Annotated in this window: 22 protein-coding genes and 1 tRNA gene; 15 read left to right on the top strand and 8 right to left on the bottom strand. The window is 72.4% G+C overall.

Going from position 1 to position 24,876, the window contains the following annotated elements:
• Nucleotides 1–3 precede the first annotated feature (3 nt).
• From FJQ57_RS23680 to FJQ57_RS18890, 4 genes are all read right to left on the bottom strand, one after another.
• A complete protein-coding gene (locus FJQ57_RS23680) occupies nucleotides 4–135 on the bottom strand; it encodes a hypothetical protein (protein WP_281284292.1) in 132 nt (43 codons plus the stop codon).
• Nucleotides 136–552: 417 nt separating this feature from the next.
• On the bottom strand, nucleotides 553–2,754 hold the full coding sequence (gene katG, locus FJQ57_RS18880; RefSeq protein ID WP_139983625.1) for a catalase/peroxidase HPI: 2,202 nt from the start codon (nucleotides 2,752–2,754) through the stop codon (nucleotides 553–555).
• A 114-nt stretch (nucleotides 2,755–2,868) separates the two neighbouring features.
• Nucleotides 2,869–3,294, bottom strand: a complete 426-nt coding sequence (locus FJQ57_RS18885) for a Fur family transcriptional regulator (protein WP_139983327.1) — start codon at nucleotides 3,292–3,294, stop codon at nucleotides 2,869–2,871.
• A gap of 117 nt (nucleotides 3,295–3,411) precedes the next feature.
• Nucleotides 3,412–3,497, bottom strand: a tRNA-Leu gene (locus FJQ57_RS18890).
• A gap of 80 nt (nucleotides 3,498–3,577) precedes the next feature.
• Between FJQ57_RS18890 and FJQ57_RS18895 the strand changes: the two genes are divergently transcribed.
• Nucleotides 3,578–4,921 carry a M20/M25/M40 family metallo-hydrolase gene (locus FJQ57_RS18895; RefSeq protein WP_139983329.1) on the top strand — a complete coding sequence of 448 codons (1,344 nt, stop codon included), beginning with the start codon at nucleotides 3,578–3,580 and terminating at the stop codon, nucleotides 4,919–4,921.
• Nucleotides 4,922–4,942: 21 nt separating this feature from the next.
• On the opposite strand, the gene FJQ57_RS18900 is transcribed toward FJQ57_RS18895, so the two are convergent.
• Entirely contained in the window at nucleotides 4,943–5,161 is a 219-nt protein-coding gene (locus FJQ57_RS18900; protein ID WP_246081900.1) for a DUF5703 family protein, read from the bottom strand.
• Nucleotides 5,162–6,112 (bottom strand): aldo/keto reductase, encoded by a 951-nt coding sequence (locus tag FJQ57_RS18905; protein ID WP_139983331.1) that lies wholly within the window; start codon nucleotides 6,110–6,112, stop codon nucleotides 5,162–5,164. It abuts the gene before it with no gap.
• Between the two features lie 73 nt (nucleotides 6,113–6,185).
• Between FJQ57_RS18905 and FJQ57_RS18910 the strand changes: the two genes are divergently transcribed.
• Nucleotides 6,186–7,010: an undecaprenyl-diphosphate phosphatase gene (locus FJQ57_RS18910; RefSeq protein ID WP_139983333.1), complete on the top strand. Its 825-nt coding sequence runs from the start codon at nucleotides 6,186–6,188 to the stop codon at nucleotides 7,008–7,010.
• A 16-nt stretch (nucleotides 7,011–7,026) separates the two neighbouring features.
• On the opposite strand, the gene corA is transcribed toward FJQ57_RS18910, so the two are convergent.
• Nucleotides 7,027–8,007 carry a magnesium/cobalt transporter CorA gene (corA, locus tag FJQ57_RS18915; RefSeq protein ID WP_139983335.1) on the bottom strand — a complete coding sequence of 327 codons (981 nt, stop codon included), beginning with the start codon at nucleotides 8,005–8,007 and terminating at the stop codon, nucleotides 7,027–7,029.
• A 54-nt stretch (nucleotides 8,008–8,061) separates the two neighbouring features.
• Here corA and FJQ57_RS18920 point away from each other — a divergent pair, with 54 nt between their 5' ends.
• From FJQ57_RS18920 to FJQ57_RS18945, 6 genes are all read left to right on the top strand, one after another.
• Nucleotides 8,062–8,811, top strand: a complete 750-nt coding sequence (locus FJQ57_RS18920; RefSeq protein WP_139983337.1) for a histidine phosphatase family protein — start codon at nucleotides 8,062–8,064, stop codon at nucleotides 8,809–8,811.
• 10 nt (nucleotides 8,812–8,821) lie between these two features.
• Nucleotides 8,822–9,403, top strand: a complete 582-nt coding sequence (locus tag FJQ57_RS18925) for a DUF3090 domain-containing protein (protein ID WP_139983339.1) — start codon at nucleotides 8,822–8,824, stop codon at nucleotides 9,401–9,403.
• 10 nt (nucleotides 9,404–9,413) lie between these two features.
• Entirely contained in the window at nucleotides 9,414–10,190 is a 777-nt protein-coding gene (locus FJQ57_RS18930) for an SCO1664 family protein (RefSeq protein WP_281284294.1), read from the top strand.
• A 761-nt stretch (nucleotides 10,191–10,951) separates the two neighbouring features.
• A complete protein-coding gene (mshC, locus tag FJQ57_RS18935; protein ID WP_139983341.1) occupies nucleotides 10,952–12,193 on the top strand; it encodes a cysteine--1-D-myo-inosityl 2-amino-2-deoxy-alpha-D-glucopyranoside ligase in 1,242 nt (413 codons plus the stop codon).
• Between the two features lie 128 nt (nucleotides 12,194–12,321).
• Nucleotides 12,322–12,738, top strand: coding sequence for a hypothetical protein (locus FJQ57_RS18940; RefSeq protein WP_170219509.1), 417 nt, complete (start codon nucleotides 12,322–12,324; stop codon nucleotides 12,736–12,738).
• A gap of 33 nt (nucleotides 12,739–12,771) precedes the next feature.
• Nucleotides 12,772–13,182, top strand: coding sequence for a VOC family protein (locus FJQ57_RS18945; RefSeq protein ID WP_170219510.1), 411 nt, complete (start codon nucleotides 12,772–12,774; stop codon nucleotides 13,180–13,182).
• Between the two features lie 21 nt (nucleotides 13,183–13,203).
• Here FJQ57_RS18945 and FJQ57_RS18950 read toward each other — a convergent pair whose 3' ends face one another.
• Nucleotides 13,204–14,109 (bottom strand): PAC2 family protein, encoded by a 906-nt coding sequence (locus tag FJQ57_RS18950; protein WP_139983346.1) that lies wholly within the window; start codon nucleotides 14,107–14,109, stop codon nucleotides 13,204–13,206.
• Nucleotides 14,110–14,256: 147 nt separating this feature from the next.
• Here FJQ57_RS18950 and metH point away from each other — a divergent pair, with 147 nt between their 5' ends.
• The 7 genes from metH to FJQ57_RS18985 all read left to right on the top strand — a co-directional run bounded on the left by metH (nucleotide 14,257) and on the right by FJQ57_RS18985 (nucleotide 24,863).
• A complete protein-coding gene (metH, locus tag FJQ57_RS18955; protein WP_211349137.1) occupies nucleotides 14,257–17,982 on the top strand; it encodes a methionine synthase in 3,726 nt (1,241 codons plus the stop codon).
• Nucleotides 17,983–17,984: 2 nt separating this feature from the next.
• Complete coding sequence (locus tag FJQ57_RS18960; RefSeq protein ID WP_246081901.1) at nucleotides 17,985–18,755, top strand: HAD family hydrolase; 771 nt, start codon at nucleotides 17,985–17,987, stop codon at nucleotides 18,753–18,755.
• Between the two features lie 216 nt (nucleotides 18,756–18,971).
• Nucleotides 18,972–20,606, top strand: a complete 1,635-nt coding sequence (locus tag FJQ57_RS18965) for an ABC transporter substrate-binding protein (protein ID WP_246081902.1) — start codon at nucleotides 18,972–18,974, stop codon at nucleotides 20,604–20,606.
• A gap of 46 nt (nucleotides 20,607–20,652) precedes the next feature.
• Nucleotides 20,653–21,663, top strand: a complete 1,011-nt coding sequence (locus FJQ57_RS18970) for an ABC transporter permease (RefSeq protein ID WP_139983350.1) — start codon at nucleotides 20,653–20,655, stop codon at nucleotides 21,661–21,663.
• Nucleotides 21,660–22,622 (top strand): ABC transporter permease, encoded by a 963-nt coding sequence (locus FJQ57_RS18975; RefSeq protein ID WP_139983352.1) that lies wholly within the window; start codon nucleotides 21,660–21,662, stop codon nucleotides 22,620–22,622. Before FJQ57_RS18970 ends, FJQ57_RS18975 begins: the two co-directional genes overlap by 4 nt.
• A 7-nt stretch (nucleotides 22,623–22,629) precedes the next feature.
• Complete coding sequence (locus tag FJQ57_RS18980; RefSeq protein ID WP_139983353.1) at nucleotides 22,630–23,778, top strand: ABC transporter ATP-binding protein; 1,149 nt, start codon at nucleotides 22,630–22,632, stop codon at nucleotides 23,776–23,778.
• Nucleotides 23,775–24,863, top strand: a complete 1,089-nt coding sequence (locus FJQ57_RS18985; RefSeq protein WP_139983355.1) for an ABC transporter ATP-binding protein — start codon at nucleotides 23,775–23,777, stop codon at nucleotides 24,861–24,863. Before FJQ57_RS18980 ends, FJQ57_RS18985 begins: the two co-directional genes overlap by 4 nt.
• Nucleotides 24,864–24,876 lie beyond the last annotated feature (13 nt).

Here is a 24,876-nt window from a genome sequence, read left to right on the forward strand (position 1 = left end):
TGGTCAGCAGCACCAGGTGTTGCCACCGACGCGGGCGTTGGTGGGAGCCGCCTCCGAACCGGGCGCCGCGAGAGTGCCCCCCAGGACGACAGAAGCGAGGAGCGACGAGACGAGGAGGGCGCGGATCTTCGACATGATTGTCTCCTTGTGAGCGACGACACCACTGGCCGGTGCGTCCGAGGCAAGGAACATTGTGGCAAATTCAGGTGGCAAATGTCTTGGGAAAGTCCAACGATCCCAGACATTTCCTGTACTTGACCACCCCTGTGCCTCTGAACGACTGTCTTAGCGCCTCATCAGTCACATCAGTCACACGCGTCACGCCCCGCCCAGGCGCTTGGCTATGCGCCGATCTAGACCAGCGGCCTCGGCCCAGCGGGCCGGCGGGCACCTCTGCACCTCGCAGCCGCGCGTGGCTCACCCCTCTGGACCCACTCCGCGGCGTTCGTTCCTCAGCGCCCCTGCGGACGCACGACGGCCCTCCCCGAGGATCGGGGAGGGCCGCGCGGTGGAGCGGGTGGGGCCGGCCGGCTGGCGGCCGGGCCCGAGGGATCAGGCCATGTCGTACCGGTCGAGGTCCATGACCTTGGTCCAGGCCTTGACGAAGTCGCGCACGAACTTCTCGCCCGCGTCGGAGGAGGCGTAGACCTCGGCCACGGCGCGCAGCTCGGAGTTGGACCCGAAGACCAGGTCGGCGCGGCTGCCGGTCCACTTCTCCTGGCCGGTGGCGACGTCGGTGGCGGTGAAGCCGTCCTCGTCACCCTCGACGCCGTGCCACTCGATGCCCATGTCGAGCAGGTTGACGAAGAAGTCGTTGCTCAGCGTGCCGACGCGGTCGGTGAGGACGCCCTTGGGGTTGTCGCCGGTGTTGGCACCGAGGACGCGGAGGCCGCCGACCAGGACGGTCATCTCCGGAGCGGTGAGGCCGAGCAGGTTGGCCCGGTCGACGAGGCGGTACTCCGCCGGCAGGCGTCCCTCCTTGCCGAGGACGTTGCGGAAGCCGTCGGAGGTCGGCTCGAGGAAGCTGAACGAGTGGACGTCGGTCTGCTCCTGCGTGGCGTCGGTGCGGCCGGGCGTGAAGGGCACCGAGATCGACACGCCACCGTCGGCGGCGGCCTTCTCCACCGCCGCGACGCCGCCGAGGACGACGAGGTCGGCGTAGGAGACCTGCTTGCCGCCCTGCGCCGAGGCGTTGAACTCGGCCTGCACGCCCTCCAGCGCGGTCGTGACCCGGGCGACGACGTCGGGGTCGTTGACCGCCCAGCCGCGCTGCGGCTCCAGGCGCAGCCGGCCGCCGTTGGCGCCGCCGCGCTTGTCGCTCACGCGGTGGGACGACGCCGCGGCCCACGCCGCCTTGACCAGGTCGGAGACGCCCAGGCCGGTGGCCAGGATCTTCTCCTTCAGCTCGGCGATGTCGGCGTCGTCGACGACCGGGTGGTCCAGGGCCGGCACCGGGTCCTGCCAGAGCAGCTCCTCCTCGGGCACCCAGGCGCCGAGGTAGCGCTGCTTGGGGCCCATGTCGCGGTGGGTGAGCTTGTACCAGGCGCGGGCGAAGACATCGGCGAAGTACGCCTCGTCCTCCTTGAACTTCAGGCAGATCTCGCGGTAGATCGGGTCCTCGCGGAGCGCGATGTCCGAGACCAGCATGGTGGGCCGCCGGTTCATCTCACCCGTCTCCGGGTCGGGGATGGTGTTGGCGGCCTCGTCGCCCACGGCCTGGAACTGCCAGGCGCCGGCAGGGCTCTTGGTGAGCTCCCACTCGTAGTTGAAGAGGTTGTTGAGGTAGTCCATGCTCCAGCGGACCGGCGTGGAGGTCCAGGTGACCTCGAGGCCGCTGGTGATGGTGTCGCGGCCCTTGCCGGAGCCGAAGCCCTGCTTCCAGCCCAGGCCCTGCTGCTCGATCGAGGCGCCCTCGGGCTCGGGCCCGACGTACTGCTCGGGGTCGGCCGCGCCGTGGGTCTTGCCGAAGGTGTGGCCGCCGGCGATGAGGGCCGCGGTCTCCTCGTCGTTCATCGCCATCCGGCCGAAGGTCTCGCGGATGTCGCGGGCAGAAGCCAGCGGGTCGGGGTTGGCGTTGGGGCCCTCGGGGTTGACGTAGATCAGGCCCATCTGGACGGCGCCGAGCGGCTTCTCCAGCTCGCGGTCACCGGTGTAGCGGTCGTCGCCGAGCCACTCCCGCTCGGGACCCCAGTAGACGTCCTCGTCAGGCTCCCAGACGTCGGCGCGGCCGCCGGCGAAGCCGAAGGTCTTGAACCCCATGGTCTCCAGCGCGCGGTTGCCGGTGAAGATCATCAGGTCGGCCCAGGAGACCTTGGCGCCCCACTTCTGCTTGACCGGCCACAGCAGGCGGCGGGCCTTGTCGAGGTTGCCGTTGTCGGGCCAGCTGTTGAGCGGGGCGAAGCGCTGCATGCCCGCGCCCGCACCGCCGCGGCCGTCGAAGGTGCGGTAGGTGCCGGCGCTGTGCCAGGCCATCCGCACGAAGAACCCGCCGTAGTGGCCGAAGTCGGCCGGCCACCAGTCCTGGGAGTCGGTCATGACGGCGTCGACGTCGCGGGCCAGCTCGTCGAGGTCGACGGACTCGAACGCGGCCTGGTAGTCGAACTCCTCGCCCATCGGGTCGGAGACGCCCGTGTGCTTGCGCAGGATGCGGAGGTTGAGCTGGTCGGGCCACCAGTCGGTGTTGTCGGCGCTCTCGGTGGGGTGCCCCATCCGGCCGGCGTGGACCGGGCAGCCGCCGGCCTCCTCGGTGTTCATGTCTGCTTCGACGGTCTCGTGGTCGTGCTGGGACACGAGGGAGTCCTTCCGTTGGGTTGGGTGGGACGTGCGGTCAGGCGTGGGGGAAGTCGGTGGGGAAGTCGGTGGGGAAGGTCAGGAGGGGGCAGGGGTGCAGGCGGCGCAGGTGCCCCAGAAGATGACCTCGGCCTCCTCGACCGTGAAGCCCTGGTCGTCGGAGGCAGTCAGGCAGGGCGTGTGCCCCACGGCGCAGTCGACGTCGGCGACGGCACCGCAGCCACGGCAGACCACGTGGTGGTGGTTGTCGCCGACGCGGGTCTCGTAGCGCGCGACCGAGCCGGCCGGCTGGATGCGGCGGACGAGGCCGGCCTCGGTGAGGGCCCGTAGGACGTCGTACACCGCCTGGTGGGAGACGTCGCCGATGTCGGCGCGGACCGCGGCGATGACGGCGTCGGTCTCGGCGTGCGGACGACGGCGCAGGGCGTCGAGCACTGCGAGCCGGGGTCGGGTGACCCGCAGGCCGGCTCCGCGCAGCAGCTGCTCCGGGACGTCGGTGGCCATGGGTCCGACCTTGCCGCGTCTTCTTGAACGAGTCAAGAACAGGGGCCGAGGTGTCTGGAAAGACGAGAAGGCCCCGGGGGACCCGGGGCCTTCTGGTCGGCCTGGCCGGCCGATGTGTGTCCGAGGGGGGACTTGAACCCCCACGCCCTAATACGGGCACTAGCACCTCAAGCTAGCGCGTCTGCCAATTCCGCCACCCGGACGAGTGCGGTCAGAACCATAGCGGAGCAGCGCCGTCGGGACCGCATCGGGGGTGCTCCCGGCGGGTGCCAGGATGGAGGGCATGGACGAGGCCCAGGACACCACCACGACCGCGCAGTCCTACGACCCGGCCGGCGAGGTCGTCGAGCTGTGCCGCGACCTGATCCGGATCGACACCAGCAACTACGGCGAGCCCGACGGCACGGGCGGCCCGGGGGAGCGCAAGGCCGCCGAGCACGTGGCCGCGCTGCTCGACGAGGTCGGCATCGAGGCCCGCCTGCACGAGACCACCCCCGGGCGCACCTCGGTCGTCGCCCACTGGGGCGGCGACGGGTCGCGCGAGGACAAGCTGCTCCTGCACGGCCACCTCGACGTGGTCCCCGCAGCCGCCGAGGACTGGCAGGTGCACCCGTTCAGCGGCGAGGTGCAGGACGGCTACGTCTGGGGCCGCGGCGCGGTCGACATGAAGGACTTCGACGCCATGCTGCTCTCGGTCGTGCGGGCGCGGCAACGGGCCGGCGCGGTGCCCTCGCGGCCGACGGTGCTCTGCTTCACCGCCGACGAGGAGGCGGGTGGCCACCACGGCGCCGAGCAGCTGGTCGAGCAGCACCGCGACGAGCTCGAGGGCTGCACCGACGCCGTCGGCGAGGTCGGCGGGTTCTCCACCACGGTGCGCGGCCGACGCCTCTACCTGGTCGAGGCGGCCGAGAAGGGCATGGCCTGGATGCGGCTGACCGCTCGCGGCACCGCCGGGCACGGCTCGATGATCAACCCCGACAACGCCGTCAGCCGCCTGGCCGGGGCCGTCGCCCGCATCGGCGCCCACGAGTGGCCGGTGCGGCTCACGCCGGCGATGGAGGTGCTGCTGGCCACGGTGGCCGACCTGGCCGGCACCGAGGCCACGCCGGAGAACGCCCCGGCGCTGGTGGAGGAGTTCGGCGGCGCCGCCCGGATGCTCGGCGCCGTCATCCGCAACACCGCCAACCCGACCCAGCTCGGCGCGGGCTACAAGGTCAACGTCGTGCCCACCGAGGCCACCGCGCACGTCGACGGCCGCTTCCTGCCCGGGTACGAGGACGAGTTCTTCGACACCCTGCGCGAGCTGTGCGGCGACGGCGTCGAGTGGGACTACCTGTCCCACCAGCAGCCCTGGGAGACGGCGTACGACGGCGACCTGGTCGACGCGATGACCCGGTCGCTGCTCGCCGAGGACCCCGAGGCCCTCGTGGCGCCGTACACGATGAGCGGCGGCACCGACGCCAAGCACTTCCGCAAGCTCGGCATGCGGTCCTACGGCTTCGCGCCCCTGCGGCTGCCCGCCGACCTGGACTTCACCGCGCTCTTCCACGGGGTCGACGAGCGGGTGCCCGTCGACGCGCTCGAGTTCGGTGCCCGGGTCTTCGACCGCTTCCTGGGCGACCTCTGAGCCAGGGGCGTCGCGCCGGCGTCAGGCGGTGCGGACGGCGCGGATGATCTTGCGCCGCAGCACGACGCGTCGCTTGCCGTCGGCACCGATGCGCACCCGGTCGAGCTCCCAGCCGCCGTGCTCGGCCCGCTCGACGAGCAGCTTGGTCACCACGTTGCGCGAGAAGTCGCGGGCGTAGGTGACGGTGTCGAACTCCCACTCCACGCCGGGGCGGGGCGGGCGTCGGTCCACACGGGGCATTCAGAGACCTCCGGAGACGTCGTCGAGGGCTTGGACCAGCTCGGGCGGCAGCTGCTTGTCGTCGAGGTCGAGCGAGCCGCGCAGCTGCTGGGCGGTGCGGGCACCGACGACGGGGGCGGTCACGCCCGGCCGGTCGCGCACCCAGACCAGCGCGACCTCGAGCGGGGACCAGCCGAGGCCGTCGGCGGCGCGGGCGACGGCCTCGACGACCCGCGAGGAGGCGTCGTCGAGGTAGGCGCCGACGAAGCCGGAGAAGACGGGCGAGGCTCCCCGGGAGTCCGACGGGGTGCCGCCGCGGTACTTGCCGGTGAGCACGCCACGGCCCAGCGGCGACCAGGGGAGCACGCCGAGCCCGAGGGCGGCCGCGGCCGGGAGCACCTCGTGCTCGACCTGCCGGTTGAGCAGGGAGTACTCCACCTGGGTGGAGGCGATCGGCACCCGGCCCGGGACGGCGCGCTGCCAGGTGGCGGCCTGGGCGGTCTGCCAGCCCGTGTAGTTGCTGATGCCGACGTACGACGCCCGGCCGGAGGTCACGGCCAGGTCGAGCGCGCTGAGGGTCTCCTCGATCGGGGCCCGGTCGGACCACACGTGCACCTGCCACAGGTCGACGTGGTCGACCCCGAGCCGGCGGAGCGACGCGTCGAGAGTGGTCAGCAGGTGGCCGCGGGAGGTGTCGGTGACCCGTTCGCCCGTGCGACGCGAGATGCCGGCCTTGGTGGCGAGCACGACCTCGTCGCGCGCGACCACGTCGCCGAGGAACGAGCCGATGAGGCGCTCGGAGTCGCCGTCGGTGTAGCCCGCGGCCGTGTCGAGCAGGGTGCCGCCCGCCTCGGCAAACGCGATCAGCTGGTCGCGGGCCTCGTGCTCGTCGGTGTCGCGGCCCCAGGTCATCGTGCCCAGCCCCAGGCGGGAGACCCGCAGCCCGGTCGAGCCCAGGGAGCGCTGCTGCATGACCTCCAACCTAGTCGACGGGCGTCGGCGTGGATGCGGGGGCGCGCGGGCGCGGGCACTAGCCTCCGTCGTCGTGGTGGAGCTGCTGCAGGCCGTCGTGCTGGGTGTCATCCAGGGTCTGACGGAGTTCCTGCCGATCTCGAGCAGCGCCCACCTGCGGATCTACCCCGAGGTGTTCGGCTGGGGCGATCCGGGCGCGGCGTTCACCGCCGTGATCCAGATCGGCACCGAGCTGGCCGTGCTCCTCTACTTCCGCAAGGACATCTGGCGGATCGCCACCACCTGGCTCCGCTCGCTGGTCAAGCCCGAGCTGCGCGGGCACCTCGACGCCCGGATGGGCTGGTTCATCATCATCGGCTCCCTGCCGATCGTCGTGCTCGGCATCGCGCTCAAGGACGTCATCGAGCGCGACTTCCGCAACCTGTGGGTCATCGCGACCGCACTCGTGGTCATGGGCATCGTGCTGGGGCTGGCCGACCGGTTCGGCCGCAAGGACAAGCAGATCGCGCAGATCACCCTGCGCGACGCGGTGCTGATGGGCGGTGCCCAGGCGCTGGCGCTCCTGCCCGGCGTCTCCCGGTCCGGCGCCACGCTGTCCATGGGCCGCGCGCTCGGCTACGACCGCGAGGCGGCCACCCGCTACGCCTTCCTGCTCGCCATCCCCGCCGTCGTCGGGGCCGGGTTGTTCGAGCTCAAGGAGATCCCCGGCGGCGACAACCCCTACGGCTGGGCGCCGACCATCGTCGGCACCGTCGTCTCCTTCGTCGTCGGGTACGCCGCGATCGCCTGGCTCCTGCGCTACGTCTCCACCCGCTCCTACACGCCGTTCGTGCTCTACCGGGTCGCCCTCGGCCTGGCCACGATGGCCCTGCTCGCCACGGGCGTCCTGGTCGCCTGACCCGGCCGCACCCCGGCTACAGCCAGCCGGACCGCTTGAAGAACCAGTACAGGCCCAGGCTCACCAGCACCATCAGGCCCACGGCGTACGGGTAGCCGTAGGTCCAGTGCAGCTCGGGCATCTTGTCGAAGTTCATGCCGTAGACCCCGGCGATCAGCGTCGGCACCACGACCAGCGCGGCGCCGGCGGAGATCTTGCGCATGTCGTCGTTCTGCTGGACCGAGATCGAGGCGAGGTGGGCGTCGAAGGCGCTGGAGAGCAGGCCGTCGAGGGTGTCGACGATCTCGGCGGCCTGGGCGAGGTGGTCGACCACGTCGCGGAAGAACGGCGCCGCCTCCGCCTCCACACCCGCCACGAGCCCGGAGGCGAACCGGCGCATCGGCTCCCGCAGCGGCAGCACCGCCCGGCGCACCTCCGCGATCTCGCGCTTGAGCGTGTAGATGCGGGCCGAGTCGCGGGTGCGCTGCTGGGAGAACACCGACTCCTCGACCTCGTCGACGTCCTCCTGGAGGAACTGGACGACCTCGGTGTAGCCGTCGACCACGGTGTCGCACACGGCGTACACCACCGACGACGGGCCGTGGGTCAGCACGTGCTCGGCGTCCTCGAGGAAGCGGCGGGTCTTCTCCAGCCGCGCCCCGCGGCCGTGCCGGACCGAGACCACGAAGTCGGGGCCGACGAACAGGTTGATCTCGCCGGTCTCCACCTGGTCGTCCTCGTCGACGTACCAGAGCGTCTTGAGCACGAGGAACAAGCTGTCGTCGTACAGGTCGAGCTTGGGGCGCTGGTGGGCCTTGACCGCGTCCTCGACCGCCAGCTTGTGCAGGCCGAACGCCTCGGCGACCTCGCCCAGCTCCGTCTCGCTCGGCTGGTAGAGCCCGATCCACACGAACCCGTCGTGCTCGCGCGCCGACGCGCGCAGCGCGGCGTAGTCGTGGTGGGCGCAGTCGAGCGGCACCCTCGACCCGCCCCGGTACACGGCGCTGTCCACGATCACGGGCGTCACCGTAGTCCCCGCGACGGCGCGGACCGGCCGTCTACAGTCCACGACATGGCAACGGTGATCCTCGTGCGGCACGGTCGCACGACGGCCAACGCGTCGGGCACGCTCGCCGGGCGGCTGCCCGGCGTCCGGCTCGACGAGGTCGGGGCCGAGCAGGCGCGGCGCACGGGGGAGCGGCTGGCGGTCGTGCCGCTGGCCGCCGTGGTCAGCAGCCCGCTCGAGCGGTGCAAGCAGACCTCCCGGGCCCTGCTGGCCGCCCGCGAGACCACGGCCGCGGCCGACGGGTCCGACCTCGCGCTGGTCACCGAGAAGGGCATCTCGGAGTGCGACTACGGCGAGTGGCAGGGGCGCCTGCTCAAGGACCTCGCCAAGGAGCCGCTCTGGCGCACCGTGCAGACCCAGCCCTCGGCCGCCGCCTTCCCGGGTGGGGAGTCGCTGCCGGCGATGCAGTCGCGGGCCGTGACCGCCGTACGCCGGCACGACGCGGCGCTGGAGGCCGCCCACGGCCCGGGCGCGGTGTGGGTGGCGGTCAGCCACGGCGACATCATCAAGTCGGTGCTGGCCGACGCGCTCGGCATGCACCTCGACCTCTTCCAGCGCATCAACGTCGACCCGGCCTCGGTCTCGATCGTGCGCTACACCGAGTCCCGGCCCTACGTGCTCGCCACCAACACCCACGCCGGCGACCTCTCCTGGCTCCGGCCGCCGCCCCCGAAGAAGGGGCGCCGCCGCTCGACCAAGACCCCGGCCGCCGACGCACCCGTCGGGGGTGGCGCGGGCCCGACGGCACGGTCCTAGGGTGGTCGACATGCCGATCGTCCACTCCTTCGACCCCCCGGAGCGGTTCGTCGCCGGCACCGTGGGCGAGCCCGGTGCCCGCACGTTCTTCCTCCAGGCCCGCACCGGTCCTCGCGTGACCTCCGTGGCCCTGGAGAAGCAGCAGGTCGCTGCGCTGGCCGAGCGGGTCGACGAGCTGCTCGACGAGGTCATGGCGACCCAGACCTCCGGCGTCGTGCCGGCGGTCGCCCCGCTGGGCATGGAGGACACCAACCCCCTCGAGCAACCGATCGAGGAGGAGTTCCGCGCCGGCACCATGACCCTGTCGTGGGACCCCGACGACGAGCGCGTGGTCATCGAGGTCTTCCCGTTCACCGAGGCCGCCGTCGTCTCGCCCGAGCAGGTCGACGAGGACTTCGAGGAGCCCGAGCCCGACGAGGTGCTCCTCGTGCGCCTCACCCCCGCCGCGGCCCGCTCGTTCGTCCAGCGCGCCGAGCAGGTCTTGGAGGCCGGGCGCCCCAGCTGCCCGTTCTGCGGCAACCCGATCGACCCCGACGGCCACCTGTGCGTCCGCGCCAACGGCTTCCGCCGGCGCGACCCCGAGGCCCCGTGAGGTCGCCTGCGTGACCGGCCCGACCTCCGGCGCTCTGCCCGATGCCACCGGGCTCGAGCTGCGCGGGCGCATCATGCCCGCCTCCAACGCCACCTTCCTCGGCGAGCTCGACGGCACCAGCGTCGTCTACAAGCCGGTCCGTGGCGAGCGTCCGCTCTGGGACTTCCCCGACGGCACCCTGGCCGACCGCGAGGTCGCGGCCCACGCCGTCTCCGAGGCCATCGGCTGGGACGTCGTCCCACGCACCTGGCTCGCCGAGGGCCCCCACGGCCCCGGGATGGTCCAGGAGTGGCAGGAGCCCGACCCTGACCAGGAGGCGGTGACGCTCGTCCGCACCGGCACCGTGCCCGAGGGCATGCTCTCGGTCTTCGACGGCCTCGACGACCAGGACCGCGACGTCACGCTGGTCCACGAGGACTCCGCCCCGCTGCGCCGCATGGCCGTCTTCGACGTCATCACCAACAACGCCGACCGCAAGGGCGGCCACGTGCTCTCGATGGCCGACGGCCACCGGTACGGCGTCGACCACGGCCTGACCTTCCACCACGAGCCCAAGCTGCGCACCGTCCTGTGGGGCTGGCACGGCTACCCGCTCGAGGACGAGCACGTCGCCGGCGTCGAGCGGGTCCTGGCCGCCCTCGCCGGCGACCTCGGCGCGACCCTCTCCCACCACCTCACCGACCTCGAGGTCGACGCCTTCGCCCGGCGCTGCCGGCGGCTGCTCGAGCGCGGCGTCATGCCCGTGCCGCGGGGCGAGTGGCCGATGATCCCCTGGCCGCCGTTCTGAGTCGACTGGTCGCTTCCGGTTCGGCACCCGCGGCCGCGCGCGGCTTTTCTGGATCGCTGCCGCCGGTCTGGCCACCGCGCCGCGTCCCGCGGGCGGCCTCCCTCCAGCTCCGTGCGCCGTGTGGCCCGGTCTGACCTGGGCCCGGGCGCCTGCGCCCCGCTCGGTCGGTCGCGGACCGGTGGCGCCGCGCCGCCCCCACGCGCCGCCTTCGTAGGGCTGCCGCCGGGCTTGGTGGTTGGTGTGGGCGGCCGCGCGCGTAGTCGATCGGGTCTCCGCGTCAAGGACGTCGCTTCGCTCTGCCGCTGCGCGGCGACCTTCGGTCGTCCTTGACCCGGAGCCTCGCCCGATCGACTGACGGCGCGCTTGCCGGCACGGGCTCCGCCCGCGCCGCCGCTGGCGCGGCCGCCCCATCCGTCACACCAGTGTCACTCCTGACGCCGATCTCCCACTTCTGGCGGGGAACTACCGACCAGGAGTGGGAGATCCCCGCCAGGAGTGGTGCGGGCGGGTCACGTGTGAGGTGTGGGGCGGGTGGCCGCGCCAGCGGCGGCGCGCCGGGCACGGGACACGAGGCGTCGCCGACAGCGCGCAGGTCGGCGGGCCGCGCGAGGCTCGGGGTCAAGGACCGCGAAGCGGCCGCGCAGCGGCGCCGCAGGCGTCCTTGACGCCGAGACGCGGCCTGCCACGCGCGCGGCCACCCGCCCCACCCGCGGCCACCAGCCACCTCAGCAGCCGGCGACGACCCTCACTAGGCTGCGCCCATGCGTTCCTGGTCGGCCCCCGAGGTCCCCGCCCTGCCCGTCACGGGCCCGGAGGTCTCGCTCCACGACACCGCCACCGGCGGGCGCGTCACCATCACGCCGAAGGACGGCCCGGCGCGGCTCTACGTCTGCGGCATCACGCCGTACGACGCGACCCACCTGGGCCACGCGGCGACGTACGTCGGGTTCGACCTGCTCAACCGGGCGTGGCGCAGCGCGGGGCACGAGGTCCGCTACGTCCAGAACGTCACCGACGTCGACGACCCGCTGCTGGAGCGGGCGGCGAAGGTCAAGGTCGACTGGGTCGAGCTGGCCGAGCGCGAGACCGAGCTGTTCCGCCAGGACATGCAGGCACTGCGGGTGCTGCCGCCCGACCACTACGCCGGCGCGGTCGAGTCGATCCCGCTGGTGGTCGAGATGATCCAGGCGCTCGAGGCCGCGGGCGCGGTCTACTCCGTCGACGGCGACCTCTACCAGTCGGCGACCGCCGACCCGGCGTTCGGCGAGGAGTCCGGCTACGACCGGGAGACCATGCTGCGGCTGTTCGGCGAGCGTGGGGGAGACCCCGACCGCGCCGGCAAGCGCGACCCGCTCGACCCCGTCGTGTGGCTCGCCGAGCGCCCCGGCGAGCCGTCGTGGCCGAGCCCGTTCGGGCCGGGACGCCCCGGCTGGCACGTCGAGTGCGCGGCCATCGCCCGCGAACACCTGGGCGCCGCCTTCGAGGTCCAGGGCGGCGGCAGCGACCTGGTGTTCCCGCACCACGAGATGTGCGCCGGCCACGCCCAGGTCGTCGAGCCCGGTGCCCGGTTCGCGCAGGTCTACAGCCACGCCGGGATGGTCGGCTACGACGGCGAGAAGATGTCGAAGTCGCGCGGCAACCTCGTCTTCGTCTCCGCCCTGCGCAACAGCGACATCGACCCCATGGCCATCCGGCTCGCCCTGCTGCGCCACCACTTCCGGGCCGACTGGGAGTGGACCGACGCCGAGCTCTTCGACGCCGTCGACGAGCTCGGCCGCTGGCGGCGCGCCGTCGCGCTCGGCGCCGGCGCCCCGGCCGCGCCGGTGGTCACCGAGGTGCTCGCGGCGCTCGCCGACGACCTCGACGCGCCGCGCGCCGTCGCGGCCGTCACCGCGTGGGTCGACGCCACCCTCGGCACCGACGGCCTCGCCGACACCTCCGACCCCGACGCCGCGACCGCGGTGCTCGCGGTCGTCGACGCCGCTCTCGGCGTCCTGCTCTGAACGGCGCCCACGCGCGGCGGCTCGACCGCCTCGCCCACCGGTACGGCGCCTCGCTCGACGTCCACCGGGCGCGGGAGCGGGTCTCGGCCTACACCTACGGCAACATCCTGGTGCTCGGCGCGCTCGCCGTGACGAGCGCCGAGGACGTCGAGGACGGGCGCGCCGTGCTGGTGGTGCTCGGCACGACCGTGACCACCTTCCTGGCCCACGTGGTCGCGCACGCGGTCGGTGGCGCCATCGACGCCGACCCCGACCAGCCCCGCCCGCGGGCGCAGCGCCGCGCCGACCTGCGCGACGCCGTCCCGATCCTGTCCTCGGGGAGCCTGCCCACCCTGGTGCTGCTGCTGGCCTGGCTCCTCGCGCTCGACCCCGCCGTCGCCCTGCCGCTCGCCGGCGCCGCGGTGGTGGTGCGGCTCGCCGGGATGGGGGTGCTGGTCGCCCGGCTGGAGGGACGGGCGCCCTCGCCGCGGTCGTGGTGGGCGGGGGTGGTGCTGGCCGTGGCCAGCAGCGTCATCGTCGTCCTCAAGGTCGTCCTGACGCACTGACCCACGGCCCGGCCCTGGGCGATGATGGGCGGCATGACCGACGAACCCAACGCCGTCCGCCCCAAGCTCGTCGTGGGCCGTGCCGCCGACGCCCTCACCTGGTACGCCGACGTGCTGGGCGCCGAGGTGGGCCCGGTCTTCGGACACGACGGGACAGTCGTCTTCGCCACCCTCGACGTGCTCGGGACGCGGCTGACGCTCAAGGACGCCGACGGTGCGGACCCGGCGCCCACGCCCGGGCCGATCCTCGACGTCGTCCACGACGACCCCGATGCCCTGGCCCGGGCGACGCTCGACCGCGGGGCCACCGTGGTCCACCCGATGTCCGACCGGCCGTGGGGAGGCCGGTGGGGCCGGGTGCGCGACCCGTTCGGGGTGCAGTGGCTCCTCGCCACCCCGGACGACGCGACGCCGGAGGAGGTGCGGGCCGCGATGGGCGGCTGACGACGCCCGAGCCTCCGTGGGTCAGCCCCCGGCGACCGGCCCCTGACCGCTGCCGGGACCGCTGCCCGGACCGCTGCCGGGGCCGTCGTCGTCGCGCCGCTTGAGGTAGCGCTCGAACTCCCGCGCGATGGCCTCGCCCGAGGCCTCCGGGAGCTCGGCGGTGTCGCGCGACTCCTCCAGCGAGCGGACGTAGTCGGCGACGTCCTCGTCCTCCTCGGCCAGCTCGTCGACCCCGCGCTCCCACGCCCGGGCGTCCTCGGCCAGCTCGCCGAGCGGGATCGAGACCTCCAGCAGGTCCTCGAGCTGGCCGACCAGGGCCAGGGTGGCCTTGGGGCACGGGGGCTGCGCGACGTAGTGCGGCACGGCCGCCCAGTAGGACACCGCCGGGATGTCGAGGCGCGCGCAGGCGTCCTGGAAGACCCCGACGATGCCGGTCGGACCCTCGTACGTCGACGGCTCGAGCTTCAGCCGGTCGACGAGCTCGGGCTCGGTCGCGGTGCCGGAGACCGGGATCGGCCGGGTGTGCGGGGTGTCGGCGAGCAGTGCGCCGAAGGTGACGACGAGCTCGCCGCCGAGCTCGTCGCAGGCGGCGAGGATCTCGGCGCAGAACTGCCGCCACCGCATGTTGGGCTCGATGCCCCGCACCAGGATGACGTCGCGGTCGAGGTCGGGCGGGGAGGCCACCGCGATCCGCGTGGTGGGCCAGGTGATGCGCCGGTGGCCGTCGTCACCGGTCGAGACCAGCGGCCGGTTGACCTGGAAGTCGTAGAAGTCCTCCGGGTCCAGGGTCCCCACGACCCGGGCGCCCCAGACCTCGATGAGGTGGTCGACGACCGACGAGGCCGCGTCGGCGGCGTCGTTCCAACCCTCGAACGCCGCGATCACCAGCGGGTCCACCAGGTCGGGGGTCTCCTCCATCTCGATCATCCGGGAAGCCTATCCAGGGCCGGTGCGTTGTCCCGGTGGCGACCGCCCTCGCGATTACCGCAGCCCCCGTGGCGGGTGCCACGATCTGAGAACCCTGTCCGCGTGGTGGAAGGCCGTTCCTACGCTGGCAGACCGAGGAGGAGACCCGTGCCTGACCTGCGTCCCGACGCCACCGACGAGCTCACCGCGCTCCTGCGCGAGCGGATCGTCGTCCTCGACGGCGCCATGGGCACCGCCATCCAGCGCGACCGGCCCTCGGAGGAGGGCTACCGCGGCGAGCGGTTCGCCGACTGGCCGAGCGACCTCCAAGGCAACAACGACCTGCTCACGCTGACCCAGCCCGACATCATCGCGGGCATCCACCGCGAGTACCTCGAGGCCGGCGCCGACGTCATCGAGACCAACACGTTCAACGCCAACGCGATCTCGCTGGCCGACTACGGCATGCAGGACCTGGCCTACGAGCTCAACCACGAGGCCGCCCGGCTCGCCCGTCGGGTGGCCGACGAGGTCGCGGCCGAGACCGGTCGCCCGCGGTACGTCGGCGGCGCGCTCGGTCCCACCACCCGGACCGCGAGCATCAGCCCCGACGTCAACGACCCGGGCGCGCGCAACGTGACCTGGGACGACCTCGTGCCGGCGTACCTCGAGGCGGCCCGCGGGCTGGTCGACGGTGGTGCCGACCTCATCTTCATCGAGACGATCTTCGACACCCTCAACGCCAAGGCGGCGATCTTCGCCGTCGACACCCTCTTCGAGGAGCACGGCCGGCGGTGGCCGGTCATCATCTCCGGCACCATCACCGACGCCTCGGGCCGCACCCTCTCGGGCCAGGTCACCGAGGCCTTCTGGGACTCCGTGCGCCACGCCCGGCCGCTGGCCATCGGCCTCAACTGCGCGCTCGGGGCCAAGGAGATGCGGCCCTACATCGCCGAGATCAGCCGCATCGCCGACACGTTCGTGTCCTGCTACCCCAACGCCGGCCTGCCCAACGCCTTCGGTGAGTACGACGAGGAGCCCGACGAGACCGCCGCGATGGTGGCCGAGTTCGCCGAGGCGGGGTTCATCAACCTCGCGGGCGGCTGCTGCGGCACCACGCCCGACCACATCGCCTCGATCGCGGGTGCGGTGGCCGACAAGCCCCGCCGCGAGGTGCCGGCCGCCGACCCGGCCTTGCGCCTCTCGGGCCTCGAGCCGTTCACCATCGACGCCAACAGCCTGTTCGTCAACGTCGGCGAGCGCACCAACATCACCGGCTCGGCGAAGTTCCGCAAGCTGATCAAGGACGGCGACTACGACACCGCCCTGTCGGTGGCCGCCCAGCAGGTCGAGAACGGCGCGCAGGTCATCGACGTCAACATGGACGAGGGCATGATCGACGGCGTCGCGGCCATGGACCGCTTCACCAAGCTCATCGCCAGCGAGCCCGACATCAGCCGCGTCCCGGTGATGGTCGACTCCTCCAAGTGGGAGGTCATCGAGGCCGGCCTGAAGAACGTGCAGGGCAAGGCCATCGTCAACTCGATCTCCATGAAGGAGGGCGAGGAGCCGTTCCGCGAGCAGGCCCGCCTGGTCAAGAAGTACGGCGCCGCCGCGGTCGTCATGGCCTTCGACGAGGAGGGCCAGGCCGACAGCTACGAGCGCCGCATCGCCATCTGCGAGCGCGCCTACCGGATCCTGGTCGACGAGGTCGGCTTCCCGGCCGAGGACATCATCTTCGACCCCAACGTCTTCGCCGTGGCCACCGGCATCGAGGAGCACGCCAACTACGGCGTCGACTTCATCGAGGCGACGCGCTGGATCAAGCAGCACCTGCCGGGGGCCAAGGTCTCCGGCGGCATCTCCAACGTCTCCTTCTCCTTCCGCGGCAACAACCCGGTGCGCGAGGCGATCCACGCGGTCTTCCTCTTCCACGCCATCGAGGCCGGCCTCGACATGGGCATCGTCAACGCCGGCGCCCTGGTCGTCTACGACCAGGTCGAGCCCGAGCTGCGCGAGCGCATCGAGGACGTCATCCTCAACCGCCGCCCCGACGCCGCCGAGCGGCTGCTGGAGATCGCGGAGGCACACAACAAGGTGGGCGAGGAGGCCGAGGCCACCGCCGAGGAGTGGCGCAGCCTGCCCGTGGGCGAGCGCATCACCCACGCGCTGGTGAAGGGTCTCGACGCCCACGTCGAGGCCGACACCGAGGAGCTCCGCCAGGAGATCGCCGACCGCGGCGGCCGGCCCATCGAGGTCATCGAGGGCCCGCTGATGAGCGGCATGGACGTCGTCGGCGACCTGTTCGGCGCCGGCAAGATGTTCCTCCCGCAGGTGGTGAAGTCGGCGCGCGTGATGAAGAAGGCGGTCGCCTACCTCATCCCGTACATCGAGCAGGAGAAGCTCGACAACCCCGCCCTGGCCACGGCGAAGGAGACCAACGGCACGATCGTCATGGCCACGGTCAAGGGCGACGTGCACGACATCGGCAAGAACATCGTCGGCGTCGTGCTGCAGTGCAACAACTTCGAGGTCATCGACCTCGGCGTCATGGTGCCGGCGCAGAAGATCCTCGACACCGCCGCCGAGGTCGACGCCGACGTCATCGGCCTGTCCGGGCTCATCACGCCCTCGCTGGACGAGATGGTCAACCTGGCCTCCGAGATGCAGCGCCAAGGCCTCGAGATCCCGCTGCTCATCGGCGGTGCCACCACCTCGCGCGCCCACACCGCCGTCAAGGTCGACCCCCGGTACGACGGCCCCGTGGTCTGGGTCAAGGACGCCTCCCGCTCGGTGCCCACCGTCGCCGCGCTGCTGCACGAGACCCGCCGCGAGACGCTGCTGGCCGACGTCCGCACCGACTACGACGCCCTGCGCGCCCGCCACGCCGGCAAGGGCGACCGCAAGCTGGTGACGTTCGAGAAGGCCAAGGCCGACGCCACGCCGATCGACTGGACCGGCTACGTCCCGCCGGTGCCGCAGCAGCCGGGCGTGCACCAGCTGGAGGACTACGACCTCGCCGAGCTGCGCGACTACATCGACTGGCAGCCCTTCTTCAACGCCTGGGAGATGAAGGGCAAGTTCCCCGACATCCTCAACAGCCCCACCCACGGCGACGCCGCCCGCAAGCTGTACGACGACGCCCAGGAGATGCTCGACCAGGTCATCGCCGAGAAGTGGCTGACCGCCAAGGGCGTCTACGGCTTCCTGCCCGCCGAGGGCAAGGGTGACGACACCCTCGTCTTCACCGACGAGAGCCGCACCGAGGTCCGCGCGACCCTGCACCACCTGCGCCAGCAGGGCGACCACCGCCAGGGCGTGGCCCACAAGTCCCTGGCTGACTTCGTCGCCCCGCGCGAGAGCGGCCTGGCCGACCACGTCGGTGGCTTCGCCGTCACCGCCGGCATCGGCCTGCCCGAGCGGGTGCAGGCGTTCAAGGACGCCCACGACGACTACAACGCGATCCTGCTCGAGTCGCTCGCCGACCGGCTTGCCGAGGCCTTCGCCGAGCGGCTGCACCAGCGGGTGCGCACGGAGTTCTGGGGCCACGTGCCCGACGAGCACCTGTCCAGTGCCGACCTGATCGCCGAGAAGTACGACGGCATCCGGCCCGCCCCGGGCTACCCCGCCTGCCCCGACCACACCGAGAAGCTCACCTTGTGGGAGCTCCTGGACGTCGAGGCCGCCACCGGCATCACGCTGACCGAGTCGATGGCCATGTGGCCCGGCGCCTCGGTCTCGGGCTGGTACTTCAGCCACCCGCAGTCGCAGTACTTCGTCGTCGGCCGCCTCGGTCGCGACCAGGTCGCCGACTACGCCGAGCGCAAGGGCTGGACGGTCGCCGAGGCCGAGAGGTGGCTCTCGCCCAACCTCGGCTACGAGCCGGAGGACTGAGCGTGGCGGACCCCGTCGACCACACGGTGGTCGAGGCGGGCGGCCACGTCCGTCCCGGTGCCACGCGCCCGGCCGAGCACACGGTGGTCGAGGAGGGCGGCCACGCCCGTCTCGAGACCACGCGCCCGGCCGCGGTCCTGTGGGACATGGACGGCACCCTCGTCGACACCGAGCCCTACTGGATCGAGACCGAGTACGCCCTGGCCGAGCGGTACGGCGGCCACTGGGACGACGAGCTCGCCCTGCAGCTCGTCGGCAACGACCTGCTCGAGTCGGGCGCCTTCATCCGCGACCACATGCCGCTGCCGCTGGAGCCGATCGAGATCGTCGAGCTGCTCCTCGACGGCGTCGTGGAGAAGGTCCAGCGGTCGGTGCCGTGGCGCCCCGGTGCCCGAGAGCTGCTCGCTGCGCTGCGGGCCGAGGGCGTGCCCTGCGCGCTCGTGACGATGTCGTGGGAACGCTTCGTCGCCCCGATCCTCGAGGTGCTCCCCCCGGGCTCCTTCCAGGTCGTCGTCACCGGTGACCAGGTCAGCCGCGGCAAGCCCGACCCGGAGCCCTACCTCGCCGCCGCCCGCCAGCTCGGTGTCGACCCGGCCGAGTGCCTGGCGATCGAGGACAGCGGCACGGGCAGCCGCTCCGCCGAGGCCGCCGGGTGCACGGTGCTCGTCGTGCCCCACCACGTCCCGGTGGAGCCGGGGGAGCGGCGGGTCTTCGCCGAGACCCTGGTCGACGTCGCCCCGGCCGACCTGGCGTCGTACCTGCTGCCGGCCTGAGGCCCGCCCGTCCGGAGGATCTGCGGGCGCAGCTCGCGACGGTCGCCGGATCGACGGCGGTTCGTTACCGAAGCGAGACACGTTGCGGCCCGGTGGCCGTAGCCCCCTCGCGCCGCCCGACAGTAGGGTGCCCGGGACTCAGCCGGGCCCGGGCCCGGCACCCCCGAGGCAAGAAGGTGAAAAGTGCGTCTGAACCATCGACCGCTGCGTAGCGGGTTGGCCCTGGTCGCGGCCGCCACCCTGGTCCTGGCCGGCTGCGCGAGCAGCGACCGCGACGGTGAGGGCGGCTCCGGCGGGGGCAGCGAGGGCGGCGGCGCCACGGGCGGCGACTTCGTGTTCGCCGGCTCGGCCGAGCCGGTCACCTTCGACCCGTTCTTCGCCTCCGACGGCGAGAGCTTCCGCGTGGCCCGCCAGATCTTCGAGGGCCTCGTGGGCACCGAGCCCGGCACCGCCGACCCGGCGCCGCTGCTGGCCGAGGAGTACGACGTCTCCGACGACGGCCTCACCTACACCTTCACCCTGCGCGACGGCGTGACGTTCCAGGACGGCACCGACTTCGACGCCGAGGCCGTCTGCTTCAACTTCGACCGCTGGTACAACATGCCGGCCTCGGCCCAGAGCCCCGACCTCACCTACTACTACGGCGCCCTGTTCCGTGGCTTCGCCACCGGCGAGACCTCGGGCGACGCGATCTACGAGTCCTGCGAGGCCGGCGACGGCGTCGCCACCGTCAACCTGAAGTCCCCGTTCGCGGGCTTCCTGTCCGCGCTGTCCCTGCCGGCCTTCTCCATGCAGAGCCCCACGGCCCTGCAGAAGGACCAGGACGACGCCGCGGAGAACCCGCGCCAGACGACGTACTCCGCGGGTGCGCCGGTCGGCACCGGGCCCTTCACCTTCGAGTCGTTCACCCCCGGTGAGAACGTCACGCTGGTCCGCAACGACGACTACTGGGGCGACGTCGCCAAGGTCGACCGCGCGATCGTCGTGGCCATCGACGACCCGACCGCCCGCGCCGACGCGCTGCGCGCCGGTGACATCGACGGCTACGACCTGGTCGGCCCGGCCGACCTGACCGCGCTCGAGGGCGAGGGCTTCACCATCGAGAACCGGCCGGCGTTCAACGTCCTCTACCTCGGCTTCAACCAGAAGCAGAAGCCGCTCGACGACATCCGGGTCCGCCAGGCGATCGCCCACGCGATCAACCTCGACGAGGTCGTCAGCACCTCGCTGCCCGAGGGCACCGTCAAGGCCACCCAGTTCATCCCCGACGTGGTGGCGGGCTACAACCCCGACGTCACCACCTACGAGTACGACCCCGAGCGGGCCCGCCAGCTCCTCGACGAGGCCGGCGCGACCGGCGCGACGATCGAGTTCAACTACCCGACCGGCGTCTCGCGGCCCTACATGCCGGACCCGGAGGCCACCTTCAACATCCTCAGCACCCAGCTGCAGGCCGTCGGCCTGGAGATCAAGCCGACCGCCGACCAGTGGGACCCGGACTACCTCGAGAAGATCCAGGGCACGTCCGACCACGGCATCCACCTGCTCGGCTGGACCGGGGACTACAACGACACCGACAACTTCGTCGGCGTCTTCTTCGGCACCGAGCAGCCCGAGTGGGGCTTCGACAACCCCGAGCTGTTCGGCAAGCTGCGCGAGGCGCGCCAGATCCCGACCGTCGAGGAGCAGACGCCCCTGTACGAGGAGATCAACGAGGACGTCATGGAGTTCCTGCCCGGCGTCCCGCTCGCCCACCCGGTCCCCTCGCTGGCCTTCGCGCCCGGCGTCGAGGGCTACACCGCAAGCCCCGTGCAGGACGAGGTCTGGAACGCGGTGACGGTCGAGCAGTGACCCACCCCGGTCAACGACCGGCCCGGTCGGCGCGGGGCGGAGCGGCGTGATCCGCTTCGTCCTGCGCCGACTGGCGCTGATGGTCCCCGTCCTGCTCGGGCTGTCGATCCTGCTGTTCATCTGGGTGCGCAGCCTGCCCGGTGAGGGTCCGGCCCGGTCCCTGCTCGGCACCCGGGCGACGCCCGAGCGCATCGAGGCGATCAACGAGCAGTACGGCTTCAACGACCCGCTCCTCGAGCAGTACCTGCGCTACGTCGGGTCGCTGCTGCGCGGCGACTTCCTGAGCTCGATCCGCGACGGCAAGCCGGTGCTCGACACCTTCTTCGACAAGCTCCCGGTCACCGTCGAGCTGTCGTTGGCGGCGCTGCTGTTCGCGATCGTCGTCGGCATCCCGCTCGGCTACGTGGCCGCGCGCTACCAGGGGCGTGCCCCCGACACCGCCGTGGTGTCCGGCTCCCTGCTCGGCGTGGCGACCCCGGTGTTCTTCCTGGCCCTGCTGCTCAAGCTGGTGTTCGCCAACTGGCTGGGGTGGCTGCCCGCGACGTTCCGGCAGACGCCCGGCATCGACGCCACCCAGGTCACCGGGTTCGCGGTCCTCGACGGCCTGCTCACCCGCGAGTACGACGCCGCGTGGGACGCCGTGCTGCACCTCCTGCTGCCCGCGATCGCGCTCGGCACGATCCCGCTGGCCATCATCGTGCGCATCACGCGCGCCTCGGTGGCCGAGGTGCTGCAGGAGGACTACGTCCGCACCGCCGAGAGCAAGGGCCTGCGCCGCCGCACCGTCGCCCGGCGCCACGTGCTCCGCAACGCGATGCTCCCGGTCTCCACGACCATCGGGCTCCAGGTCGGACTGCTGTTCTCCGGCGCGGTGCTGACCGAGACCGTCTTCAGCTTCCAGGGCATCGGGTCCTACCTGTTCCAGGCCATCAGCCAGCGCGACTACCCGGTGCTGCAGGGCTACATCATCTTCATCGCGATCATGTACTCCCTCATCAACCTCGTCGTCGACCTCCTGTACGGCGTCATCGACCCGAGAGTGCGGGTGAGCACATGAGCATCCCGATGACCCCGGCCGGCCCGTCCGCCGGTGACGACGCGCTCGACCTCGTCGCGACGCCGGCCGACGAGCGCGGCACCAGCCTGTGGCGCGGGGCGTTCCGACGCCTGCGGCGCAACCCCTCGGCGATCATCGGCGCCGCGATCATGCTGGTCTTCGTGCTGGTGGCGATCTTCGCGCCGCTGCTGACCAGCTTCCGGCCCGGCACGGGCGAGTTCTTCGGGCAGGTCACGCCGTCCTCGGTGCCCGGCCCCAGCCAGGAGCACTGGCTGGGCCTCGACACCGGCGGGTCGGACATGTGGACCCAGCTCCTGTACGGCGCCCGGCAGTCGTTGGTCTACGGCGTCGCCTCCACGCTGGTCGGCCTCACCGCGGGCGCTGCGCTCGGGGTGCTCGCCGGGGGCTTCGGCGCCGTCGGCGGCCGCGTCGGCGGGTGGGTCGACACCGCGGTCATGCGGGTCGTCGACATCCTGCTCTCGATCCCGAGCCTGCTGCTCGCCGTCAGCATCGCGGCGATCATCACCCAGGACTCCCTGGCCATCATCATCGCGATCGGGGCCGCCCAGGTGCCGATCTTCGCCCGGCTCCTGCGCAGCTCGATGCTCGCGCAGGGCAAGAGCGACTACGTGCTGGCCGCCGGCGCGCTCGGCTTCCGCAAGCGCCGCATCGTCATGAGCCACATCCTGCCCAACGCCATCGGCCCGACGATCGTCCAGGCCACGCTCAACCTGGCCACCGCCACTCTCGAGGTGGCGGCGCTGTCCTACCTCGGGCTCGGTCCCGACGACCCGCGGGTCGCCGAGTGGGGCCGGATGCTCGTCAACGCCCAGTCCCGCTTCGACGCCGACCCGCGGCTGGCCATCCTGCCCGGCATCTGCATCGTCGTGACCGCCCTCGGCTTCACGCTCTTCGGCGAGGCCCTGCGCGAGTCCCTCGACCCCCGGTCGCGGAGGTGACCAGCCCGTGAGCCCCCCGAGCCACCAGCACGGCGCCGACGTCCTCACCGACGGCCGCGCCGACCGAACCCCCGTCCAGGGCGACCAGCCCCTCCTCTCGGTGCAGGACCTCAGCGTCGAGTTCGGCCTGCGCGGGCAGAAGCGGGTCCGCGCCGTCGACTCGGTCTCCTTCGACATCCGGCCCGGCGAGCACGTCGGTCTGGTGGGGGAGTCCGGCAGCGGCAAGTCGGTCACCTCGCTCGCGATCATGGGCCTGCTGCCGCGGCGTGGCGCGCACGTCTCGGGCCGGATCACGTACGAGGGCCGCGACCTGCTCACGGCGTCGCGCGCGGAGATGTCGCAGCTGCGCGGCAATGACATCGCGATGGTCTTCCAGGACCCGATGACCTCCCTCAACCCCGTGGTCCCCATCGGGACCCAGCTGGCCGAGGTCGTCACCCGGCACCGGCGGCTGAGCAAGTCCGAGGCGCGGGACCGCGCGGGCGACCTCCTGGCCCGGGTCGGCATCCCCGACCCGCGACGCCGGCTCAAGGAGTACCCCCACCAGCTCTCCGGCGGCATGCGCCAGCGGGTCCTCATCGCCATCGCGCTCGCCTGCGAGCCGCGGCTGCTCATCGCCGACGAGCCGACCACGGCCCTCGACGTGACCATCCAGGCCCAGGTGCTCGAGGTGCTCAAGGAGCTCGTCGCGGAGACCGAGGCCGCCCTGCTGATGATCACCCACGACCTCGGCGTCGTGGCCGGCCTGTGCGACCGGGTCAACGTCATGTACTCCGGGCGCATCGTGGAGTCGACGACCCGCTCGGTGCTGTTCGGGGAGCCCCGGCACCCCTACACCGGTGGGCTGCTGCGCAGCATCCCGCGCCTCGACGCCCCGCGCGGCGAGCCGCTCGTGGCGATCCCCGGCTCGCCCACCAACACCCTGCCCTGGACCCAGGGGTGCGCGTTCGCGCCGCGCTGCGCCCACGTCCAGGACGACTGCCGCACCGACCCGCCGGCCCTGCTCGAGCACGGCCCGCGGATGCTGCGCTGCCACCACCCGCTCGACGGGAGCGACGGACCCACGCCCGGGGGCGGCTCGGCCGGCGCGCGGCCCACTGCGGCGGGGGTGGCCGACGAGTCGGCGTACCGGCGGCCGACGGAGGAGGACGCATGAGCACCGGTTCCACGAGGTCCACCGAGGCCACCGACGACGTCGGGGACACCCAGCCGCTGCTGCGGGTGGAGGGGCTCAAGGTCCACTACCCGATCCGCAGCGGCCTGCTGCTCGGCCGCCAGGTCGGCGCCGTCAAGGCCGTCGACGGCGTCGACCTCGAGATCCCCGCGGGCCGCACGCTCGGCCTGGTCGGGGAGTCGGGCTGCGGCAAGTCCACCCTGGGCAAGGCCATCCTGCGGCTCACGCCCGTCACCGAGGGCCGCGTCGAGTACGACGGCACCGACGTGGCCGCCCTCGGCGGCGAGGCGCTGCGCCGGATGCGCCGCCACATGCAGATGGTCTTCCAGGACCCGATGGCCTCGCTCAACCCGCGCCAGAGCGTGGAGACGATCCTCACCGAGCCGTTGCGGGCCCACGGCATCTCCTACGACAAGCAGCGCCGCGTGCGCGAGCTGCTCGACCTCGTCGGGCTGCCCGGGTCGGCGGCGGCGAAGTACCCGCACGAGTTCTCGGGCGGGCAGCGCCAGCGCATCGGCATCGCCCGGGCCGTGGCGCTCGAGCCGCGGTTCGTCATCGCCGACGAGCCGGTCTCGGCGCTCGACGTGTCCATCCAGGCCCAGGTGCTCAACCTGCTCGAGGAGCTCCAGGAGCGGCTCGGGCTGACCTACCTCGTCATCGCCCACGACCTCGCGGTCGTGCGCCACGTCTCCGACGAGGTCGCGGTGATGTACCTCGGCGGCGTGGTCGAGCAGGCCTCCTCCGACGACCTGTACGCCGCGCCGCGGCACCCCTACACCCAGGCGCTGATGTCGGCGGTCCCGGTGCCCGACCCCGAGGTCGAGGCCAAGCGGCAGCGGATCGTGCTGGCCGGCGACCTGCCCTCGCCCGCCGACCCGCCGACGGGCTGCCGGTTCCACACCCGCTGCCCGTTCCGCCAGGAGACGCGGTGCGACGACGAGCGTCCCGCCCTGCGGCTGGTCGCACCCGGGCACCGGGTCGCCTGCCACTTCGCCGAGGAGATCGCCGCGGGCACGGTGCGGCCCCACGAGGTCACCGACCAGGACGTCGCGGACGCCCAGCGCTGACGCCCGGCCGGGG

It is taken from the genome of Nocardioides litoris, from assembly GCF_006346315.1.
GTDB lineage: Bacteria > Actinomycetota > Actinomycetes > Propionibacteriales > Nocardioidaceae > Nocardioides > Nocardioides litoris.